The organism is Brucella pseudogrignonensis (assembly GCF_032190615.1).
Taxonomy (GTDB): Bacteria; Pseudomonadota; Alphaproteobacteria; order Rhizobiales; family Rhizobiaceae; genus Brucella; species Brucella pseudogrignonensis_B.
The window spans coordinates 775,052-795,560 of the sequence record NZ_JAVLAT010000002.1 but is presented as its reverse complement, the minus strand read 5'-3'; the positions used below and the strand labels follow the sequence as shown (position 1 = coordinate 795,560).

Below are 20,509 nucleotides of genomic sequence, written 5' to 3'. Positions count from 1 at the left end.
ACCAATGGCCGAACTTCAACTGCGCAATGTGCGCAAATCTTTTGGCAATTTTGACGTCATCAAGGGCGTCGATCTCGACATCCGCCCGGGCGAATTTATGGTCTTTGTCGGACCGTCTGGCTGCGGAAAGTCTACACTGCTGCGCCTGATCGCGGGTCTCGAGGAAATTACCGACGGCGAATTGTCCATAGACGGAACGGTGGTTAACAGCCTCAGCCCATCCAAGCGTGGCATTGCGATGGTGTTTCAATCCTATGCGCTTTATCCGCATATGACGGTGTATCAAAACATGGCCTTTGGTATGCAACTTGCCGGAAAAACCAAGCAGGAATGCAAAGACCGCATTCAAAGTGCTGCTGAGATGCTCCAACTCACCCCCTATCTGGAGCGTCTCCCCCGCCAGCTTTCGGGTGGCCAGCGTCAGCGTGTTGCCATCGGTCGCGCCATCGTGCGAGATCCCAAAGTCTTCCTGTTTGATGAGCCTTTATCCAATCTCGATGCAGCTTTGCGCGTAGCAACGCGGCTTGAAATCGCAAAGCTCCATCAGAGCATGGAAAACACCACCATGATCTATGTGACCCACGACCAGGTGGAGGCTATGACACTGGCTGATCGCATCTGTGTTTTGCGTGATGGTCGTGTAGAGCAGATCGGAACGCCGCTCGAGCTTTATGAAAAGCCGAATTCGCTGTTCGTTGCCGGGTTTATCGGATCACCCAAAATGAACTTCCTGACTGGCGACCATGCGGGAGGTTTCAATGCACACACTATCGGACTGCGCCCTGAACACCTTAAAATTGTGCCAAAGGATGGACGCTGGACCGGGCGCGTAATTCATACAGAAGTTCTGGGTTCAGACACCTATGTCTATATCGATCTCGGCCTTGAGGAGCCGCTTGTGGTTCGTGAAAACGGCGTGGTAACGCGCAAGTCTGGCGAGACACTTTCCATCTCCCCCTCTGGAGAAAATATTCATCGCTTCGATGAAAAAGGCCGCGCATTTGACGCAGACCTCCCAAGTTCAATGACCAATGCGGCAACGCCAAAACAAGGAGAATAATCGTGCCTATTCGCACTATCGTCTGGGGTGAAAATGTTCACGAAAAGATCAACGAAACCGTCCGCTCGATTTATCCGGATGGTATGCACAACACAATTGCTGCAAGCCTCAATGGCGATGCAGATATTGAAGCGACAACCGCAACCTTGCAGGAGCCGGAGCACGGCCTGAGCGAGGAACGACTTGCGCAAACCGATGTGCTTGTCTGGTGGGGCCATAAGGACCACGGCGGCGTTAATGACGAGATCGTTGAGCGTGTTGCGAAGCGTGTGTTTGAAGGCATGGGCCTTATCGTTTTGCACTCCGGCCATTTTTCAAAAATATTCAAGCGTCTCATGGGGACTCCATGCGCTTTGAAATGGCGTGAGGCTGGCGAGCGTGAGCGTGTGTGGGTCGTCAATCGCGGCCATCCGATTGCACAAGGTTTGGAAGAAAACTTCGTCCTTGAAAACGAGGAAATGTATGGCGAGCAGTTCTCGGTGCCAGAACCACTCGAAACGGTGTTCATTTCATGGTTTGCAGGTGGCGAAGTGTTTCGCTCCGGCATGACCTGGCGTCGTGGCGCTGGCAACATTTTCTATTTCCGCCCCGGCCACGAAACCTATCCAACCTATCATGACGCCAATGTGCAGACTGTTCTGCGCAACTCGGTTAAATGGGCTTACAATCCACAACCTGCCTGGACAGGCATTCATACGGCACCAAACGTGCCCGTCGACAAAGCACCAGAACCCATCGAAGAACGTGGCCCGAAACTGCACAAAGCTGGCGAAGCCGGTTATCGCTGAGGTGGATGATGAGGCTTCTTATTCTTGGAACAGGCGGCATGGCAAAAAGCCATGCCGAAGCCTTCAAAGCGATTGAAGGCGTCGAACTCGTTGCCGCTTGCGATGTATCGGCAGAACGCGTTGATGCGTTTTCTGAAAATCACGATATCCAGAACCGCTTCACCCGGCTTGAAGATGCGATTGAATGGGGCGAGTTTGATGCAGCGGCAAATGTCACGCCCGATGCAATCCACCACCCAACAACCTTGGCGCTCATCGGCGCGGGGAAGCATGTTTTCTGCGAAAAGCCATTGGCCGAAAACTATGCGCTGGCAGCAGAAATGGCGGATGCAGCCGAACAGGCTGGCATCATCAATATGGTCAATCTCACCTATCGCAACGTCGCTCCTCTCCAAAAAGCCCGGGAGATGGTGCTCGCTGGAGAGATCGGCCAGATACGCCATTTTGAAGCATCTTATCTACAAAGCTGGCTGGTATCAAAAGCATGGGGCAACTGGAAAACCGAAAGCAAATGGCTTTGGCGGCTTTCCACAAAACATGGCTCCAATGGTGTTCTGGGCGATGTCGGCATTCATATTCTCGACTTCGCATCTTATGCCATCGGCAGTGATGTCGAGCGTGCTTCTGCACATCTAAAGACATTTGAGAAAGCCGAGAACAACCAAATCGGCGAATATCAAATGGATGCGAATGACAGCTTCGTCATGAGTGCCGAATATGCCAATGGAGCATTGGGCGTCATCCATGCAAGCCGCTGGGCAACCGGCCATCTCAACGAGCTGCGCCTGCGTATCCACGGCGACAAAGGTGCGCTTGAAGTTCTTCACACACCAACAGGCTCAAGCCTGCGCGGCTCGATTGGTGATGATATTGAAACAGCGACATGGCGTGATATCGATGCAGGACAAGTCGAAACGAACTATCAGCGCTTTGCCAAAGCTGTTGCCAATGGCATTGCATTGCAGCCCGACTTCCGTCACGCGGCTAATCTGCAACGTGTGCTGGACCATGCCATGAGTGTTGATGGGCCTTTGCCTTCAATTTCCGGTATCTAAACTTCTACATGCGGGCAGCACCTTTTGTGAAGCTGCCCGCATAAAATTTATCAATATGCCAGACCCAAATGCTGCGCAAATGTATCGCCAGCATAGTCAGAACGCAGCAGGCCCACTTCAGACAAACGCGGCATCAACTCATCAAGCGCAAGATGCATTGACGATGTAGAACCGCCGGGCGCGGTGATAAATCCATCGATCGCTCCCGCATCTGACCACTTCTCGATTTCTTCTACCGCATCATCGACCGTCCCAATCACCTGCCAATGTGCCGCGCTGATAACTTCCGGGCGGCGCAAAAGGTCGTTGATATAGAGCGTTTCTTTCAAAAGAAGCCGCTGCAACAATCCAGCGTGAGTTTTGCTGCGCGTTTTTTCCGGCGGCGGCGGTAAATCCGATGGGCTGATAGGCCGATCTTCAGGCCAATCAGTCAGGTCGAGCCCTGTCATGTCCCGGATATAGGTAATCTTGCGCGTGCGGTCGCCGCGCTTATGCGTATCGTGAAACAGCTCCCAAGCCTCTGCGCGTGAAGCGGCAAGATATAGGCTCAAACCGGGAAGCAGGCGAACATCGTCAGCTTTACGACCTTGCGCTTCAGCCAGCGAACGCAAATCATTGCGTAAGCTGGTTGCCGCATCAATATTAGGCGTTGCAGAGAATATGCCATTTGCGACCGAAGCTGCAAAATGGCGTCCCGCTGTTGACGCTCCAGCCTGAAACAGTGGAATTGGAACCTCTCCAAGCGAAGGAATATTGAGTGGGCCTTTGACTTTAAAGAAATCGCCTTCGTGATCTATCGGCTTGATTTGCGATGGGTCGGCGTAATGCCCAGTGACACGGTCGCGCTTCAAAGCGGAGCCCGGAAAACTCCGCCACAACTCTTTCACGATTTGCGTGAACTCTGCGGCGCGCGCATAGCGCTCGTCTGAGGTTGGCATTTCATCAAGACCGAAATTTACATTGCCGTCGAGCGCGGTAACGATATTCCAACCCGCCCGGCCTTTGCTCAGATGATGCAGCGACAGAACCTGCCGCGCAACCACATAGGGTGTCATAAAGGTGGTTGAAACAGTGGTCAGAAGTCCAATTTTTGAGGTCTCGCGCGCAAGTGCTGCCATCAGCACAGTGGCGTCAAGACTTGCGAAACCCGGTGTCGTTTCCATGATCTGACTGTTGAGAAACAGATTGTCAGGCCGAAATACGAAATCGAGTTTGGCTGCTTCAGCGCGCTGCGCAATATCGACATAAAAATCAGAACCAAACACGCCTTCAATGTCACTGTTGTCATGCCGCCAGCCATCATTGCTCAGCCAGGTTGGGGCGAGAGACATACCAATATGGAGCTTTTTGCGCGCAGTCATGTTTAACTCCGATTTCTTTTCAAGACAAAAACCGCGGGCCGTGAAGCCCGCAGTTGATCAAGCATTACACTACCACTTTAAAAGCTGCCTTTAAGGCCGATGCCAAAAGTACGTGGCATTGTCATGCTTGCCTCTAATCCGCCGATGCCGCGGTTTTGCTGTAAATAAGTTGGTGTGCGCTCATCAAAAATATTCTTCACAAAACCATAGAGTTGAACTGATTCATGGAAGTCGTAACTCACACGAGCATCCGCAATCGTGTACGCATCAACAATATAGGTAGAGGTGTTTGCGATATCTGAATAATACCCATCGGTATGACGAACTTGCCCCGACACGTTCAACTTCTCTGTCGCATCCCAGCTCGCGCCGACGCTGAACATATATCCCGGAGATTTTGCAAACTCGTTGTCCTTGTAGGAATTGTTGCTCGTGATCTCGTCGATTTTCGTCCTGAGAATACCTGCACTGGTTTTCAAAGCAAGATTATCCATTATCTGATAATCGAGACCGAGCTCAAGTCCGTAAGCGTGCGCTTTTTCAGCATTGATTGTATAGGATTGAACAAGATTATCAGGCAGGACAACAGGAATATTGTACTGCGCATTCTTGAAATCCATATAGAAGACGTTGCTCGTAAGCGTTAGCTTGTCATCAAGCAAATTGGCGCGCGTGAAAAGCTCATAGTTCCAGAGCTTCTCTTCTTCAAAATAATGCCAGTTACGCGAAGAAAGATTAAGAGAAACGCCCCCTGGATTATAACCTTTGCTCACCATGGCGCCGACGGTTAATTCAGGCGTAACCGCGTATGCCAGAGAGATCTTGGGCAAAACTGCCGAGAACGTTTCGTCATAGTTCAGCGGTTTTGTTGTCAGCGCTGAAATGCCAACGCGTTCAATGCTATCCTGCTGGAACCGCAAACCGCCGGTTAAAGTCCACTGCTCTGTGATGCGGTAGCTTGTTTCAGCAAAGAGACCGAGATTTGTCTTCGTGTCATCAAATGTCGTGGTTCCCTGAAGCAGGAGCAATTCATCCGATTTTGTATGAGCATAGAAAATGCCCGCAACACCGCTCATCGTGTCTTCCTGATCGCCGTATGTTACACGCGCCTCATTCGAAATATTCTTCTGATTAATATCGGCTTTCCCATAGGTCGGAGTGCCTGTATGGCGATGTACACCGGAAGCCGAGAATTGCGTCTGATTATACAGCTTGAAACCATTTTCCAGATCATAACTGATGTCGAGAATGCCAGTATTGGTGTCCTGTTTCCAGCTTGGCATTGAGGTTGTCGAATGCTCAAGATCTTCAAAATTACCTGAAGAGGCTTCCTGACTAGGGCGATTGCTTCGCGCATGTGAGTAAGTGAGTTTCGCTACCAATCCGGGAATTTCTGCTGGCTCCCAAAGGAGCTTCAGGCGACCAGTGAACGCTTTGAAAGCTTGATCAGTGCCTTCAGTTTGGAAGGCGGGACTGATATAATCGATAAATGTATCGCGCCCCGAATAGTCTAATGCCAAACGTGCTGCCAGCTCCTCCTTGTAAATGGGGCTATTGAGCATGATCGACGTGCGCTTGGAATTATAATTTCCAATTTCGACCTGATAAGCGCCTTCACGTTCAAAGGTAGGATCATTGGTATTCACTATAATCGTTCCGGCAATGGCATTTGCACCTTGGGAGGTGGTCTGAGGACCACGGAACACTTCAATATTGTTTATATCCCAAACAGACGTACCGCCGTAATAAAACTCGTTATAATTCAGATAATGGCCGTCCATATTGATAGTTGCACGCGGAACAGTGCCACCCCAGAATACATTCTGACCATTGTGCGGCCCCTGCGTGTCTTGTCCACGAATAACAGGGGCGCTGACCGTATCCGTGTAAACGACATTCGGCGTACCGCGCACAACTTCGGAAACCGAATTGTCGCCTGTTTTTTGGCGACTAATTTCTTCGCCGGTGATGACCGTTACTGAAGAAGCCGTATTTTTGATGTCGCGGGCGACCTTTTCGCCAGTGATGACCAGAGTATCGAGAACCAATCCTTTGGATTCCGTCGTCTTCTGGCGATCCTGTGCGAAAGCGGTCGTTGCAGACATTGCGACCAGTGTCAGTGCACTGACACCATAGAGAAAGCCGCGGGTACAATGAATATTCATAGGTCGCCCCAAAACATGAGTATACAGTTCATGTTCTGTTATCTGCGTTATTTCAATTCCGCAATAAGGAATGCGTACCGCAATACAGTATGAATGCAAGCTGATTTGGGGCTGTTGCTCTTCGGCAACATTTCGAATTTTCACTGCCAATAGGCACAGGGGTTTGCATGTCGTGATCGCATGCGCATTGTGTCGCGTATGATTTTCAACGCAGTTCGCGCTACACATGGCGCCAGCGGAATAGAGGATGACGGATGGGCATACGCCTGTCTGGCGGGAGGCTAAGCATTTGAAAGAGCAAGATGGCGTTTCGATCAATGAAGCGGAAAGCGTGAGCGATAAACGGTCGGGTACAATTCAGTCTGTATCCATTGCTGCGAAATTTCTGAAGATTCTGGCCAATGCTGAAAATGAGCTTCCGCTTGGCGAAGTGGCCAAGCGTGCAGGCACCGGCGGATCAACCGCGCATCGTTATATGCAGAGCCTCGTCAAGGAAGGGCTTGCAAAGCAAGATCCGGTCAGTGGCTTTTACGATCTTGGGCCAACTGCTCTGAGCATCGGCATTGGTGCATTGAAGCGGGTCGATGCTGTCGAAATCGCAGCGCAGCATATGAAGGCTCTGTCGCAGCGCCACGCCATGAGTGGTGGGGTTGCGATCTGGACAGATCGCGGCCCGACTTTGGTGCGCTGGTATCGCAGCGCTTATTTCTCGGTCAATCCTCTGGCGCTCGGTGATACGCTGCCGGTGGACAACACGGCTTGCGGATTAGTTTTCCAGTCCTATCTGCCAAAGAGCAGCATTGATGCGGTGCGCAAGGTGCAGCCCGCGAATTTTCGCGGAACGCCGCCGTCGAAAGCCATTTTGGAAAAGGTGCGTGCAGATCGATGGTATGAGATGACCAGTCACCTCCTATCAAACGTCACGGGTCAGGCGTCCCCCGTGCTCGATGCACAGGGCGAAATCGTGTGTGTGATGACAACGGTTGCTGATCTTGGGCAATTGCGCACCGACGAAGAACGCCGGGCGCTTTTTCATGAGGCCTGTATGGTCAATGAATCAACTGGCGGATTGCTCGTCGATACAAAGCTGGAGATGCCTGAAGCTTAGGCTACTTCGTCAATGGAGGCACTGCTTTTCGGCACAATCAGTGGTGTGCCGGAAACAGGGTCGGCGATGATAACCGATGCCAGCCCGAAGACCTCTTCGACCAGTTGTTCTGTCACAATATCGGCGGGCTTCCCCTGCGCAATCAATGCACCATCGCGCAAGGCGATCAGATGCGATGCATAACGACATGCATGATTGAGTTCATGTAGAACCGCAACAACAGTGCGTCCCTGCTTGTTCAGCTGGGCCAGGAGATCCAGCAACTCAATCTGATGTGCAATGTCGAGATAGGTCGTTGGCTCATCAAGCAACAGGATTGGCGTGTCTTGCGCCAGCACCAGGGCGATCCAGACACGCTGCCTTTGCCCACCCGACAACTCGTCGACCAAACGATTGGCGAGCTCGGTTATCTTGGTCGATGCCATGGCTTGAGCAACGGCGGCCTCGTCGGCTTCCGACCATTGCCGCAAAAATGACTGATGCGGATAACGTCCGCGTGCAACCAGATCAGCAACCGTGATCCCTTCCGGCGCAATCGAGCTTTGTGGCAATAGACCAAGACGACGCGCCGTTTCTTTTGCTGGCAAGCTTGCAATGTCACCGCCATCCAGCACAATCTTGCCCGTTGAAGGTTTCAGCAGACGCGACAGCGCCCGCAACAGCGTTGATTTTCCGCAAGCATTCGGGCCAACAATCACCGTAAAAGATGCATCCGGAATAGCCACAGAAAGGTCCCGCGCGACAGTGCGTTCATCATATTTCAGCGTAACAGTATCGGCGCGAAGGCGATGATTCATGTCTGGAGTCCTAACGGCTGTAAGTAGAAAATCGGCGGCGCGTCATGAATGCTCCGTATTGCATTGTAGAATGCGTTCTGCAATATGGAGCGCAACATTCATATTTTAGCAAAGTGTCCTCACTAGCCAGAACCGCAGAATAACGATCTCAGATAAGGATCGGTCGTGAAACCCTTAAAAATCATCGCCTCAGTTCTCGTTATGCTTGCAATACTCATGCTGCCGTTTAAAGTTGCCCTCGCCCAAAATGACAGTTGGCCCCGGACGATAAAGCACTATTCGGGCGAACTGACATTAAAGTCAAAGCCATTGCGTATTGTCTCGACCGCGCCGAGCCTGACAGGCATTCTGCTGGCGATCAATGCACCGTTGATTGCAACTACTGCGACCACACCGAGCATTCTTAGTGATGATAAGGGCTTTTTCTCGCAATGGGCTAAAGTTGCTGACGAGCGGGGCGTTGAGGTTCTCTACTCCAATCTCGATTTCGATATTGAAGCGATTATTGCCTTTGAACCTGATCTCGTGATTGCATCGGCAACCGGCGCCGACAGCGTGTTGCAGCATTATCCTGAGCTGAAAGCGCAGGGCATTCCAACGATGGTTGTCAATTATTCCAACCAGAGCTGGCAGGACATTGCAGCCGAAATCGGCAGAGCGACAGGTCTTGAACAGGAGGCCGTGGCAGCGTCAGCCCGTTTTGACGATTATGCCGCCAAAGTGGCCGCAGAAATGGTTGCTCCCAGCGAGCCAATTACGATCGTGGGGTATAACATCGGCAACAGCTATTCGATTGGCAAAACTGATAGTGCTCAGGGGCAGCTTCTTCAGGCTCTTGGCTTTAAGGTCGAAGGGCTTCCCGCATCACTCGCCGGACAGGTGACACGCAGTTCGGATTTTGATTTTATCTCGCATGAGAATCTTTCAGCCGCCATTACCGGCAAAAGTGTATTCCTGCTACGTGGTCTTCATGCCGATGTGAACGCATTTTTGAAAGATCCGGTGCTAGCCAATCTTGATCCTGTGAAAAGCAAGCAAGTCTATCCGCTTGGCGCAACCTCGTTCCGGATCGACTACTATTCTGGTATTCAGCTGATCGATATTGTGGCTGCCAATTTCCGTCAATGACCGCCGTAAACACCACTTCCGCCAACGCCTTTAGAGTAACAGCAACATATCTGCGTAAGCGTCGGATGTGGGGATTGGGTGTTGGGTTGCTGGTGTTGTTTATCGCTATCATTTTGAGCTTTACGCTCGGCTCCCGCACGATCCCACTTGGCGATAGTTTGCAGGCTTTGTGGAAGCCCGATCTGCATAATGATCAGCATCTGATCGTTCGCGAATTGCGTATTCCGCGCACGATGGTTGCCATTTTTGCAGGTCTTGCACTGGGCGTCGCAGGCGCAATCATGCAGGCGGTGACGCGCAATCCACTCGCAGAGCCCGGGCTACTCGGCATCAATTCGGGTGCAGCAGTGGCTGTGATCCTAGGGATCGTGGCATTCAATCTGACAAGCATGGTGCAATATGTCTGGTTCGCTTTTGCTGGTGCGGGTCTTGCAGGCGTGGCCGTGTTCATTCTGGGACAAGCCAATGGCACGGGCACCAATCCAGTGCGTCTGGTGTTGGCTGGTGCGGGGCTTTCCGTTGTGCTGGCCTCGATTACCGGCATTGTCATCATCAATGCGCCAACGGACGTGCTGGACCAATTCCGAAACTGGTCGGCCGGGTCGGTTGAAGGCCGAAACTATGATGTCATTCGGGTATTGGCTGTCTCCGTCGCAATTGGCTTGCTGATTGCTTTCTCGCTTGCGGGCAAATTGAATGCCATTGCGCTTGGCAAAGAACTGGGTGCTGCACTTGGCGTCAATGTCTATGCCACATGGTTCCTGTCGTGCCTTTCAGTCATGCTTCTTGCAGGATCAGCAACGGCGGGTGCCGGACCGATTGGTTTTGTCGGTCTGGTTGCACCCCATCTTGCAAGAACCATTGTCGGGCCAAATTACCGCTGGATATTGCCTTATTCGGCATTGTTTGCAGCAATTTTGTTGCTCGGCGCGGACATTGTAGGGCGCGTCGTCGCCGCGCCCGCAGAAGTCGCAGCAGGGATCATAGCGATGCTGATTGGCGGGCCATTCTTCATCATCATCGTGCGCCAGCTTCGATTGTCAAAACTATGAGCAATCGCCACAAATCCGTTTTCAGACTTGGAAATATCTCTATCCAATGGAGATCACGCACGCTGGTCGTTTGCTTTAGTCTGATATGTGTTTTGATTTTGCTTGGCATCTTGCACATTGGCACCGGCACGATGTCGTTTTCGCCCGGCGAAATCATAAAAAGTCTGTTTGGAGATGCAACGAACCCGACCGCAGAGCGCATTATTATGCGTGTTCGCTTGCCCCGCCTTGTAACAGCGATTTTCGTGGGGGCATCGCTTGGCATGGCTGGATCGATTTTTCAGTCGATCTCGCGCAATGCGCTCGGCTCGCCCGACATTATCGGCTTTACGACGGGTGCTGCGACCGGAGCCATCGTTCAGATCATTCTTTTTAACGCTGGCCCCTTTGAAACAGCGCTTGCGGCGGTGCTTTCGGGTTTGGGAACGGCCATGATTGTGTTCCTGCTGGCTTTGAAAGGCAGGACGACTGGCGGTTACAGGCTCATTCTGATCGGGCTTGGTGTTGGCGCGGTTCTCTCAGGTATCAATACTATATTGCTTGTCGCCGGAGATCTTGATCAGGCCGCCTCCGCTCAGCTCTGGCTCGCCGGATCGCTGAATACCAGAACATGGTCCCATGCGATCCCGGCAGTAATTGGCTTTTTCCTTGTTGTTCCAATTGTCATCTATTTTGCTCCACGCATCAGCTTGCTTGAAATGGGCGATGATGCGGCACGTCAATTGGGTATCTCTGTTGAGACAACACGTCTTGCGATGGTGCTTGTTGCAGTGGCGCTCACTTCAGTTGCCACTGCCGCCACAGGGCCGATCGCTTTTATTGCGCTGGCGGCCCCGCAGCTTGTGCGTCGGCTGACACACGCTCCGGGCGTCCCGTTGATTGCGAGTGCGCTGATGGGAGCAGTGTTGCTTGTTGGAGCGGATTTATTTGCGCAGCATTTTCCATTAAACATCAAAATGCCGATTGGACTAACCACAGGCCTATTGGGAGGCCTGTATCTATTAAGGATACTTTATAAGAAGAACAAATTTTAATATAATAAATCAAATTGAACAAATATAACTTTTACTGCAATCTTCGTATTTGACATCATTTTTGTTTCTTAAAATGATCCAATAATCCTTAGCATTGGCTCGGAAAATCTGCATAGCTAGGCTCAGTGGAAATTCTGCCTGACTTCGGCTTAGATGCTGGAAACGGGAGATACCATGACAAGACGTCTACGCCGAAACAATAGCCCAGCTTTCAAGGTAAAGTTGCGCTTGCTGCAATCCGAAGCGAGTATACGCCAGTGGAATTATCCCTGCAGTTTGACGTGCACGCGAACCAAATAATGCAATAGAAAGATCAGCTTCTTGAGGGAGCGATCAGTGTTTTCAGCGACGAGACCAAGGCGGAATTGCTGGGTGCAAGGAAATGATCGCGCGTACTCACAAGCTTTCGGTCGCACGACAGGCAAAGCTCCGGGGGGCAGCCGTAGCCGTGTCTACTATTCACCGCACGCTGCATCGGATGGCGATCTGGCATTAAGGCGCCGGATTGATGAATTGCATCCGGAATATCCATTCGCGGGAAGTCGGATGTTGCAGGGATTTTGAAAGGAGAAGGGCTTGAGTTTGGGCACTCCATGTCGCTACTCTAATAAAGAAGATGAGCATCGAGACGATTTACCGTCGACCCAACACTTCGAAGCCAGCACCAGGGCATAAAATCCATCCCTATCTCCTGCGTAAGCTAGAGCTCATCCCGAAAAGTGTAAAACGGTTTTCGGAACAAGATGCGCGTAAAACAAACAAAGAGATTGAGCATTTTTAATGATTCAATGAAACCTGGAAACGCTCTAGCGCTCACCAGACCCAATCAGGTGTAAGCAACGGACATAACGTATATTCCGGCGACATCAGACGGACCTCGTGGCCTTGTGCCGCAAACAGCCGACCAAGATGAAGAGCTCCACAGCACGCTTCCATCGCTACAATGCAAGTCGGAAGTTTCATTACGTAATCAATTAGGGTCTGACGACGCATCGTCCTGCACGCAACTACCGCGCCAGTGGCATCAACACCCACGACGCTACAAGATGTCTTGCCCAGATCAACTCCAAGGATCACAACAGTCATGGGCTCGTTTCTTCCTTCTTCACACACGACAGCATCCTAACAGACGCTGGGGAAAGGGGCGGGCCATTCCATAAAGACCGCACATGCACTGGAGCAGAAGCAGCCAGACCTAATGAGCAGGCGTGAGGAGTGGTTTGAAAGTCAGCTTGAGCTTGATCCTGAAAGGCCGGTTTTCATTAACGAAACAGGAGTGCGTACGAAGATGGCGCATTGCTGAATTGCCAAGGAGAGGCTCATCATGTTCGAAGATCAGAAAATTGGGGTTGCTTGCCCTAAATGCGGACACAAGGCCGAGAAGACCATCGCTTGGCTTAAAACTCACGACAAGCTCAGCTGCGCCGGATGCGGGTCTGATGTCGTCATCGACAGTGAACAGCTTTTCGCTGGAATTAAGGAAGTTAAGAAGGCGGTCACCAAATTCACGAAATTTATTCGCGGCCTCGGTAAGCGGCGATAGCATTACAGACAGGCTATCTCCATTCAGGGAGATTCTCAGGTCACAAGTTGCCATTATTCTCCCCAAACAGAAAACCCCCACTAAGCGGGGCTGGATGGTACGATTTAATAACCGAAATTAAGATGGACTCGCACTGAAAAAGACACCCAAAACAATAACTTGATACCCGATTTGATGCCATTTTCGTCCAGTGGACCCGCGACACCACCTCAAGCCATTAAAATAACGGTGCTTTAGCCGTTTTTAGCACGTTTCTAGCACGTTTTAAGCACCATCTGCATACACAGCGGCCTACCACTATACGGATAAACTGCGTCGCCCTCTTGGGATCGAACCAAGACACACGCATTCAAAGTGCGTTGCCCTAACGTTAGGCTAAGGGCGAATGCTGCTGGTATTTTTGAAGAGACTTTTACTAAGTCTTCCGAACCAATACACCTTCAAGAAAAAGAAGACAAAAGATTGCCGTAATTTAGGAAAAAACTAAAACTGTTCTAAACCGGAGAAGTCTAATGGCCCGCTCCTCTTACACACCTATCCAAAAGTTTCTTCACTGGTCAGTTTTCTTACTAGTAATTTTTGCCTATCTCGTAACGTTCGGGGAAGACTTTTTTCCTCGGGGGTCTACTGAGCGCAGCAATGTGTGGTGGCTGCATATTTCAATCGGGCTACTGTTGTTGGCGTTCGTAATCTGGCGAATAATTGTTAGAGTTTTCTCTAGCACGCCAGTAATGCCCGATACGATGTCACCACTTGAAAAGAAGGCAGCAAAATTTGCACATCACTTGCTTTATACTCTTCTGGTCTTGATCCCTGTACTCGGCATTTGGCTTGCCCCGCTCAGAGGTAACGAGCTTTCTTTCTTTGGAATATTCTCCATTCCTCAATTCATAACTCCAAACAGAGATTTGTCAGGAACAGTGAAAGAAATTCACGGTTTCCTCGCAAATCTCATTCTTATCGTTGTGGCAATACATTCTCTTGCCGCACTTTGGCATCAGTTTTACAAAAAGGATAATATCTTGAAAAGGATGCTTCCTTAGATCAAAAACTTTGGGAGGATTTGCACCTCCCGGCAATCAGGTGGACATTTGGATGCTAACTAGTGAAATCGAAGATCACTGCTCCACCCAAATAATGGTCGATGGATCAACACCAAGTGCCTTAGCAACTTTCGAAGCCTCAGATTTTAGTGCGCTCGTCAACTTTGGCTGACGAGACAGTACCCAAAAATATTTCTTAGGATTATCCCCCGCAACAATCGACCATTGATAATTACGGTCAAGAGCCACGATATTATAAGCGCCGTAAAACGGGCCAAAGAAGGAAACTTTCAACGCACCAACGTTTGATGCCTCAGCAAACTTTGCCTTGCCGGTGGAGCTTCTGAATTTGCCTTTTGCCGGATCGTAACCAGCATTAACGACTTTTATCGAACCGTCCTCGTTTAGCGAGTATTGGGCCGTGGTTTGGTTCATTCCTTTTTCAAAGCGGTTTTCAATACGACCGAGTTCATACCATTTCCCTAAATATCGATCTGAATCAAAATTTTGAACTGGAGCCAAAGCCAAATCGTGCCGTGTGGTTTTGCAAGCGGTCAAGATCGCAAGACCAGCCAATGCAGTTATAACACCCCAATGTTTCAACTTCATCTCACCACCTCATTTGCTTCTAGCAGTGTAGATATAACGCCAAGGGTATGTTTCAAGCGCTTTTAATTTTATATGTGTGGCGCACCGTATTGGCCCATAAAAGGGGTGTAATTTGCACGAGAATTTTCATTCTTTTCGCCCACCCGTTATGCTTCGGCTCTAACCTACAAATAAAAACCGCCCAGATTTCTCCGAGCGGTTTAGTTAAACTGGAGGTCAACAGTTATTAGAATTTGTATGCCACGCCGAGACGGACTTCATTGGTCTTAAACTTGTTGCGGGTGTCTACACCGTCAACGTCAAAGTTCTTGTGACCGTAATCGGTATAACGATATTCGAGACGAAGGATTACGTTGTCGGTTGCAGCGTAATCAACACCAGCACCTGCTGTCCAGCCGGTGTGGGTCTTGCTGGAAGAGAAATTGTCTTCAAAGCCGTCAACGATTGAGGTTGCAGAGTTCTTGACCTGACCGAAAGCTACACCACCAGCGATGTAAGGCAGGAAGCGGTCAACTGCGTAACCTGCACGTGCACGTACAGCACCCGACCAACGCAATTTGCTTTCTAAGCTAGCGAAATCACCGTCAATATCTGTTTCTGAGAAACGCTTCTTGAGGTTATTGTAGGTTACGTCACCGTCAATACCAAGTACAACGCTGTTGCCGAGGTCAAAGTTGTAACCTGCATATAGACCACCGAGGAAGCCATCTGGCTTGAGGCGACCGCCTTCTCCATCGGCATCGCTAAACGTTGACTTGCCCCAGCCGTAGCCAATCTGGCCACCAAGATATGCACCGTTCCATGTGAACGATGGCGCAGCAACTACTGGAGCTGGCTCTTCATAAACAATGGCGTCAGCTGCGTTTGCTGCCGAGATGCCTGCAAAAATAGCTGCCGAAGCAAACAAGATCGCTTTGATTTTCATCTAAATCTCTCCAAGCCCTTTAAAAAACTCTAGAAATTAAAATAAGGCATCCTGTTCAAAAGTCTGTAGTAAATAAGACACACCTAACTCAATAGGGACTTTTAACAGAGTAGCGTTTTATTATAATTAATAAATAATAAACAAAAAAACGTCGCAGAGCTAATAACATCTAATCATCTCCACTCTAATTTAGGCAAACACAATGTCGCATATCATCAAAGATGAAATTGAACACATCAAAGCCAAGATCGAAGAAATCAAGGCTAAACTCCATGCGCGTTCCGGACAATCTGACCATGAACGAGAAGAAGAAGATGCTGAATTACGCATCCAGCTAAATGATATGATTACCCAAATTAATGCGATACTTCCGCATTAATGACAAATAAGACGCGTCCCGAGAACCGCTCGTATTCTTGCTCATCTGCTATGCAGCGGATTTGGCAGCGGGCGCCTTACAAGCCGCCTCCTCGAACGACATCGCATAGGCCGTTCTGTTAGGAACTGAAATAAACTGACTACGTTATCGCTGCATCAATAATGGGAGCGGTACAATGGAGCAGTTTCAATCAGCCCTTCATCAAGCTTTAAGTGCTGACAATTTCAATGTTTGGCCGCACATTATTACCTTGGCAGCAGCTTATATATTAGCTCTGCCTATCGGGTGGCACCGTGAGATCGAAGAACGTAGTGCAGGACTGAGAACTTTCCCGCTGGTTGCCGTTGCTAGCTGCGGCTTCGTTAAGGCGACAGAAGGATTGACCGCAGATAACCCCGAAGCGTTAGCCCGTATTATCGAAGGCGTCATCACCGGCATGGGCTTTATTGGTGGTGGTGCTATTCTTCGCCTGAGTTCGTCTGTTAAAGGAACGGCTACAGCTGCGAGCCTTTGGGCTACAGGTGCAATCGGAATAGCCTGCGCACTTAACGCCTTCGACGTAGCAATCATCATTATGGTATTCGCATTGATAACGCTTGCGCTATTCTCTCATGGTAAAGACGACATCAAAACACTAGCCAAGCCTGTCAATGAACCCAAGTCAGGCGACGCAGACCCAGCGGGATAGATTTATTAAATCCCTCAGATGTTTTCATTATTTGAAGATACGGCATCGGCCTTCCCACATTGTCTTCATCCAACATGCCGACCTTTGATAATAGTCACACCTGCAATAAGCACGGTAATGGCGAAATACGCGAACTTGTTTAAGGTCGGCATTTTGATCGTTGCACCGTCATAAAAAAGGAAGGCAGATAACAATGGTCAAGGCTCTCAGGAAATGCCGAAACCCCACTTTGCTGCATTGGTATTAAAACAGCGGCCCGAAGACCGCTTGCAAATCACGGGGCGCACAACTGAACTAAGTCCGAATCACGCCAACCCATGTGCACATGTCAAGTATATGAGAAAGCGCCCCATAGAGCGCTCTGTTATGCTGCTTCGATGTATCTAAGCGCCGAACGCAAAGCATTCGCAGCCGTGCAATCAATCACACTGCCTTCTTCCAAGGTCAAACGAATAAGGCACAGGCTCTAAGTTGATGGCAATCAACCGCAATATTTCAGCGAGAATTGATGCTCGGAAGCTTGGTGTAGCTTCACCATTGCTTTCCAAAGACGCTTCCACCACGCAGCGCCTCCAACTAAAACGGAGACTACACTGCCCTTTGCGTTCGGAGATTTTTTCTCCAGAACAACTATGCCCCCGTTATCGAGATACATTTCAGCCTTGTCTGGGTCGAAAAGGCGAGCTTTTGTCAGTCCCATTTCAGCGCAAACATTATCAGGCGCGCGGCACCCGAAAACCGAAAGACGGTTCCAAAACCATACAGATAAGCCCTTGACCCCGTCATAGCCAGCCATTTTCAGGATTTGGCCCGCTGTCTTGCCTGCCGCATGATGATCGGCTGCCCTGGCTGAACGGTGGAAGAGATCAGCGTGATGACCTTTTCCATTTCTGTAACGTTATGGGCCAGCATACGGGATATACCATCTGTGCGACGAATGTATTCTGCAATCTTTGGTAGCAGGTCGGCTTACGAGACTGACTTTCCTTCCATCCGCTCACTAACAACCTGAATGCACCACATATGGAAAGCCGGAAACAGGTATTTTGCGTACGCTAGCGCGACCTGCCAATGAGCTACTGTCTCGTCGCAGGCCGAACCGCCTTTCTTTACTGTCACAAGCCCGAAGCGGGATTTCCGCGTTTCGGAAATACCCATTGTCTCCGCTAGGAAATGCAGGAAGCGATTTTCTCCTTATTGGCTCAACCATTCCGAAGGGGAACGGCTGGGATCAGAGCCGTCTGCCTTCCACATATAAGTAAGTGAGAGAGTTTCGGATCCAACCGTGTTTGCATGTCCTTTATAGACACGTGGCGTAGGATTCTGGATAATATGCATATTCATCGCGGTTCCTCATTAACCGTTATTGATAGACGCACCGCCCGCCAAGGCAGTGTTGTTGCTTAAAGCGACGGGAGCTAAGTTTCTAAGGCCCTCTCCCGTCGCAACGTTCATCCGTTCATTAAGGATGAAAAATATTTCAGCAGTCATTGACCGCATATTTTTCTAGTCCTATCTCGTATCCATTCTTTTGTCTGTGTTGGAATACGCAGGCGGAAATGCTCATCTATCCTAGCCATGATCTCCTCTCATGCCGCATCCTGCGTCATATGTGCGTCATGGCTAAAGATGACCTACTTTTTCGGTTGAGAATCCCCGAAGAGATTAAACAGCAAATTGAAGTAGCTGCGGCTGAAAACTGCCGTTCAATCAATGCTGAAATCATCCATCGACTTCAGACAACGCTGGAGTTTGATGAAGATGTCGGATCAGAAAACACTCATGCTGACGAGCGTTCCTCTGACCGGAATGCTGATAGTCGAATAGGATTGGACACCAACGGCATTCCTTTGAGTGTTCAGAAAGCCCTGTTGCACCTGAATAATCTGGTCCATAAATCCAACCTCGAAGACATCTCGATTGAAATGGATATCGGGATGCTGAAAAATTCACGCACTCCCGAGCAACGCGAAGACGACTTTCGCCGTATTCTCAGCACATATCAAGCCATGCGAGAGGTTGAAGACGAATGACCCTGATCCGCAACGAACAAAACCTCTCCAAGATATGACCATGCGGTTCGCGGAAAAATATAAGCGTTTAAAAAATGGGTTCGCCTTTGGTCAGATGGGGAATTCAAGGTTAAGAATAGTGAGGACGTAATTCCTTTTTAACGCGAACGTTCATCTTGGGCGAGCCGTATCGAAAACGCATTTCACTGGCTGGACAAAAATATTTGGAATGTTATTTTTCTCATCATTGGCATTATCGGACTTCGGCTCGCCTTGTAGTCCTCAACTTCCGGTCGCATCTCAACTTGATTGTTCTCCTGTGCCGGGTGACGCTGAGGGGGATTCATGAATTATGTAACGGCTCTTTTAATTGGTGCTGCGCTCGGCATTATCCAATTTGCTATATCGCGGCTGAAAAAGCCAATCTTCGGCGGACATCCAATCCAAGCTATGGTGTTTATGATATTTGTGGGCGGCCTAGTTTATGGAACTGTTATCTGGCTGGTAGCGAAGCTGTTCTGATTGCTTTCGGCAGCAGGACGGACTAAGCTGCTCACCCTCTTATTTTTGCGTTTGAATACCCCCACCGGACAGCCAGAACTTTTACGCAACCTCGCAGTCTATCGGTGGCGTGGTCTCGGCGTCTACGTTCTTTGCTTTCTTTGCCTGCTATGTCTTCAATAGTCATTCCCATACCTGCTGTACGGACTACCAGCTCGGATCTGAGCCGCGCTTAGATGACCACGTGCAGCCATGCTGGAAATTGCGATTTCCTTCGCATTCAAAGCAGCCTAATCTTTTTCGGGTTGTCCGTGCTTACCATGTGCGCCCGGCTATACAATGGATTATCGATGTCGATAAATACGATTTCCTCTTTCGGCTGCCACTGCTTGGCTTTTGCCTAAGCGTCTTCCAGCAACTTCAACTTCCGACACTCTGTTTTGGTCTTCGCCGCCATAGTATTTCCTCATCGCCTGAGGTAATGCTGCTGGTGTTTTTGTTAGTGGGAACGAGGGTGCCGGGCTGATCCTCTTGGAGTTTTGATCAAGCCAACCGAACCTTTGCGAGGATGGGGCGAAGTACCAGCCAAGGGGGACATTTTCCCTCCCACATAGAACAATTATCTCCGTCATGTTCTTGAGTGCAGTTTCAATTGATTGCCAGTCCATCGCCCTCTCCTATGCCGCTTTCCAAATTGCGATTGCTTCGTTTGCGGAAATGCCCGCAGCGAAGCACTTGCGAACCAAGGCACGTTCGCATGAAAGTTTCGGCTGAACTAAAGGCAACGCTAGATAGCGTAAAGCGTGGCAATGCTGTGACCATTCTAACAACAGCGCAAGGCAAGCCGTGGGCACAGGCTTTAAGTCATCATGGCAAAAGCTGTCGCAGCAGCAGGGATAAAGGGGAAAACATTCCACGACGTGAGAGGAACATCTATCACGCTTGCTTATCGGAATGGGGCGTCGATTAAACACATCGCGGAAGTGTCAGGGCATTCGGAAAAGGATGCTGAAACGATCATCAGGAAGCACTATTTGGTATCAAGTGCGGCTGTGGAAAAGATCGAAAGCAGAACGACTGCTGTAAACCAATCTAAAATCTGTAAACCAAATAAGTGACTTATGAGGGCTAAGCCATTGATTTAATGGTCGGAGCGGCGGGATTCGAACCCACGACCCCTTGACCCCCAGTCAAGTGCGCTACCGGGCTGCGCTACGCTCCGGACCATGAAAAAACCCCTAAGATATAAAGACTTAAACCG

The 20,509-nt window shown here is 49.9% G+C and carries 20 protein-coding genes, 2 tRNA genes and 3 pseudogenes; 15 read left to right on the top strand and 10 right to left on the bottom strand.

Annotated elements, in window-relative coordinates:
* Positions 1-4: 4 nt before the first annotated feature.
* The 3 genes from RI570_RS15070 to RI570_RS15060 are packed head-to-tail and all read left to right on the top strand — an operon-like array spanning position 5 to position 2,903.
* On the top strand, positions 5-1,060 hold the full coding sequence (locus RI570_RS15070) for an ABC transporter ATP-binding protein (protein ID WP_313829374.1): 1,056 nt from the start codon (positions 5-7) through the stop codon (positions 1,058-1,060).
* Positions 1,061-1,062: 2 nt separating this feature from the next.
* The gene (locus RI570_RS15065; RefSeq protein WP_313829373.1) at positions 1,063-1,848 is read left to right on the top strand and encodes a ThuA domain-containing protein; all 786 of its coding nucleotides are present in this window, start codon (positions 1,063-1,065) and stop codon (positions 1,846-1,848) included.
* Positions 1,849-1,856: 8 nt separating this feature from the next.
* A complete protein-coding gene (locus RI570_RS15060) occupies positions 1,857-2,903 on the top strand; it encodes a Gfo/Idh/MocA family oxidoreductase (protein WP_313830062.1) in 1,047 nt (348 codons plus the stop codon).
* 50 nt (positions 2,904-2,953) lie between these two features.
* On the opposite strand, the gene RI570_RS15055 is transcribed toward RI570_RS15060, so the two are convergent.
* Both RI570_RS15055 and RI570_RS15050 read right to left on the bottom strand, forming a co-directional pair.
* Positions 2,954-4,264 carry an NtaA/DmoA family FMN-dependent monooxygenase gene (locus RI570_RS15055; RefSeq protein WP_313829372.1) on the bottom strand — a complete coding sequence of 437 codons (1,311 nt, stop codon included), beginning with the start codon at positions 4,262-4,264 and terminating at the stop codon, positions 2,954-2,956.
* A 77-nt stretch (positions 4,265-4,341) separates the two neighbouring features.
* On the bottom strand, positions 4,342-6,429 hold the full coding sequence (locus RI570_RS15050; protein ID WP_313829371.1) for a TonB-dependent receptor: 2,088 nt from the start codon (positions 6,427-6,429) through the stop codon (positions 4,342-4,344).
* A gap of 247 nt (positions 6,430-6,676) precedes the next feature.
* Here RI570_RS15050 and RI570_RS15045 point away from each other — a divergent pair, with 247 nt between their 5' ends.
* A complete protein-coding gene (locus RI570_RS15045; RefSeq protein WP_313829370.1) occupies positions 6,677-7,537 on the top strand; it encodes an IclR family transcriptional regulator in 861 nt (286 codons plus the stop codon).
* Here the strand turns inward: RI570_RS15045 and RI570_RS15040 are convergent.
* Positions 7,534-8,334, bottom strand: coding sequence for an ABC transporter ATP-binding protein (locus RI570_RS15040; RefSeq protein ID WP_313829368.1), 801 nt, complete (start codon positions 8,332-8,334; stop codon positions 7,534-7,536). The genes RI570_RS15045 and RI570_RS15040 overlap by 4 nt on opposite strands.
* A gap of 165 nt (positions 8,335-8,499) precedes the next feature.
* Between RI570_RS15040 and fepB the strand changes: the two genes are divergently transcribed.
* The 4 genes and pseudogenes from fepB to RI570_RS15020 form a co-directional block, all read left to right on the top strand.
* On the top strand, positions 8,500-9,462 hold the full coding sequence (gene fepB, locus RI570_RS15035; RefSeq protein ID WP_313829366.1) for a Fe2+-enterobactin ABC transporter substrate-binding protein: 963 nt from the start codon (positions 8,500-8,502) through the stop codon (positions 9,460-9,462).
* Positions 9,459-10,514 carry an iron ABC transporter permease gene (locus RI570_RS15030; protein WP_313829365.1) on the top strand — a complete coding sequence of 352 codons (1,056 nt, stop codon included), beginning with the start codon at positions 9,459-9,461 and terminating at the stop codon, positions 10,512-10,514. The genes fepB and RI570_RS15030 overlap by 4 nt, the downstream gene beginning before the upstream one ends.
* Positions 10,511-11,548 carry an iron chelate uptake ABC transporter family permease subunit gene (locus tag RI570_RS15025; protein WP_313829363.1) on the top strand — a complete coding sequence of 346 codons (1,038 nt, stop codon included), beginning with the start codon at positions 10,511-10,513 and terminating at the stop codon, positions 11,546-11,548. The genes RI570_RS15030 and RI570_RS15025 overlap by 4 nt, the downstream gene beginning before the upstream one ends.
* Before the next feature lie 153 nt (positions 11,549-11,701).
* Positions 11,702-12,251 (top strand): annotated as a pseudogene (locus RI570_RS15020) (transposase); the annotation flags it as partial.
* Between the two features lie 149 nt (positions 12,252-12,400).
* On the opposite strand, the pseudogene RI570_RS15015 reads toward RI570_RS15020, so the two are convergent.
* Positions 12,401-12,634, bottom strand: a pseudogene (locus RI570_RS15015) (IS110 family transposase); the annotation flags it as partial.
* Positions 12,635-12,710: 76 nt separating this feature from the next.
* On the opposite strand from RI570_RS15015, the pseudogene RI570_RS15010 reads away from it, so the two are divergent.
* Positions 12,711-12,842: pseudogene (locus RI570_RS15010) on the top strand (IS630 family transposase); the annotation flags it as partial.
* A gap of 563 nt (positions 12,843-13,405) precedes the next feature.
* On the opposite strand, the gene RI570_RS15005 reads toward RI570_RS15010, so the two are convergent.
* Positions 13,406-13,476, bottom strand: a tRNA-Gln gene (locus RI570_RS15005).
* 127 nt (positions 13,477-13,603) lie between these two features.
* On the opposite strand from RI570_RS15005, the gene RI570_RS15000 reads away from it, so the two are divergent.
* The gene (locus tag RI570_RS15000) at positions 13,604-14,134 is read left to right on the top strand and encodes a cytochrome b (protein ID WP_313829362.1); all 531 of its coding nucleotides are present in this window, start codon (positions 13,604-13,606) and stop codon (positions 14,132-14,134) included.
* Between the two features lie 75 nt (positions 14,135-14,209).
* Here the strand turns inward: RI570_RS15000 and RI570_RS14995 are convergent, their stop codons facing one another.
* Both RI570_RS14995 and RI570_RS14990 read right to left on the bottom strand, forming a co-directional pair.
* On the bottom strand, positions 14,210-14,743 hold the full coding sequence (locus RI570_RS14995; RefSeq protein ID WP_313829361.1) for a lipocalin family protein: 534 nt from the start codon (positions 14,741-14,743) through the stop codon (positions 14,210-14,212).
* Positions 14,744-14,969: 226 nt separating this feature from the next.
* A complete protein-coding gene (locus RI570_RS14990; protein ID WP_313829360.1) occupies positions 14,970-15,668 on the bottom strand; it encodes a porin family protein in 699 nt (232 codons plus the stop codon).
* A 202-nt stretch (positions 15,669-15,870) separates the two neighbouring features.
* Between RI570_RS14990 and RI570_RS14985 the strand changes: the two genes are divergently transcribed.
* Together RI570_RS14985 and RI570_RS14980 are read left to right on the top strand one after the other, a co-directional pair.
* Complete coding sequence (locus RI570_RS14985) at positions 15,871-16,047, top strand: hypothetical protein (RefSeq protein WP_313829359.1); 177 nt, start codon at positions 15,871-15,873, stop codon at positions 16,045-16,047.
* Between the two features lie 175 nt (positions 16,048-16,222).
* Positions 16,223-16,735, top strand: coding sequence for an MgtC/SapB family protein (locus RI570_RS14980; protein WP_313829358.1), 513 nt, complete (start codon positions 16,223-16,225; stop codon positions 16,733-16,735).
* Positions 16,736-17,216: 481 nt separating this feature from the next.
* Here the strand turns inward: RI570_RS14980 and RI570_RS14975 are convergent, their stop codons facing one another.
* Positions 17,217-17,531, bottom strand: coding sequence for a hypothetical protein (locus tag RI570_RS14975; RefSeq protein WP_313829357.1), 315 nt, complete (start codon positions 17,529-17,531; stop codon positions 17,217-17,219).
* A gap of 763 nt (positions 17,532-18,294) precedes the next feature.
* Between RI570_RS14975 and RI570_RS14970 the strand changes: the two genes are divergently transcribed.
* Positions 18,295-18,768: an Arc family DNA-binding protein gene (locus RI570_RS14970; RefSeq protein ID WP_313829356.1), complete on the top strand. Its 474-nt coding sequence runs from the start codon at positions 18,295-18,297 to the stop codon at positions 18,766-18,768.
* Positions 18,769-19,092: 324 nt separating this feature from the next.
* On the top strand, positions 19,093-19,269 hold the full coding sequence (locus RI570_RS14965; RefSeq protein ID WP_313829355.1) for a hypothetical protein: 177 nt from the start codon (positions 19,093-19,095) through the stop codon (positions 19,267-19,269).
* A 323-nt stretch (positions 19,270-19,592) separates the two neighbouring features.
* On the opposite strand, the gene RI570_RS14960 is transcribed toward RI570_RS14965, so the two are convergent.
* Positions 19,593-19,916 (bottom strand): hypothetical protein, encoded by a 324-nt coding sequence (locus RI570_RS14960; protein WP_313829354.1) that lies wholly within the window; start codon positions 19,914-19,916, stop codon positions 19,593-19,595.
* A gap of 201 nt (positions 19,917-20,117) precedes the next feature.
* Here RI570_RS14960 and RI570_RS14955 point away from each other — a divergent pair, with 201 nt between their 5' ends.
* The gene (locus tag RI570_RS14955; RefSeq protein WP_313829353.1) at positions 20,118-20,366 is read left to right on the top strand and encodes a hypothetical protein; all 249 of its coding nucleotides are present in this window, start codon (positions 20,118-20,120) and stop codon (positions 20,364-20,366) included.
* A gap of 27 nt (positions 20,367-20,393) precedes the next feature.
* Here RI570_RS14955 and RI570_RS14950 read toward each other — a convergent pair.
* Positions 20,394-20,470 (bottom strand) — tRNA-Pro (locus tag RI570_RS14950).
* Between the last annotated feature and the right edge of the window lie 39 nt (positions 20,471-20,509).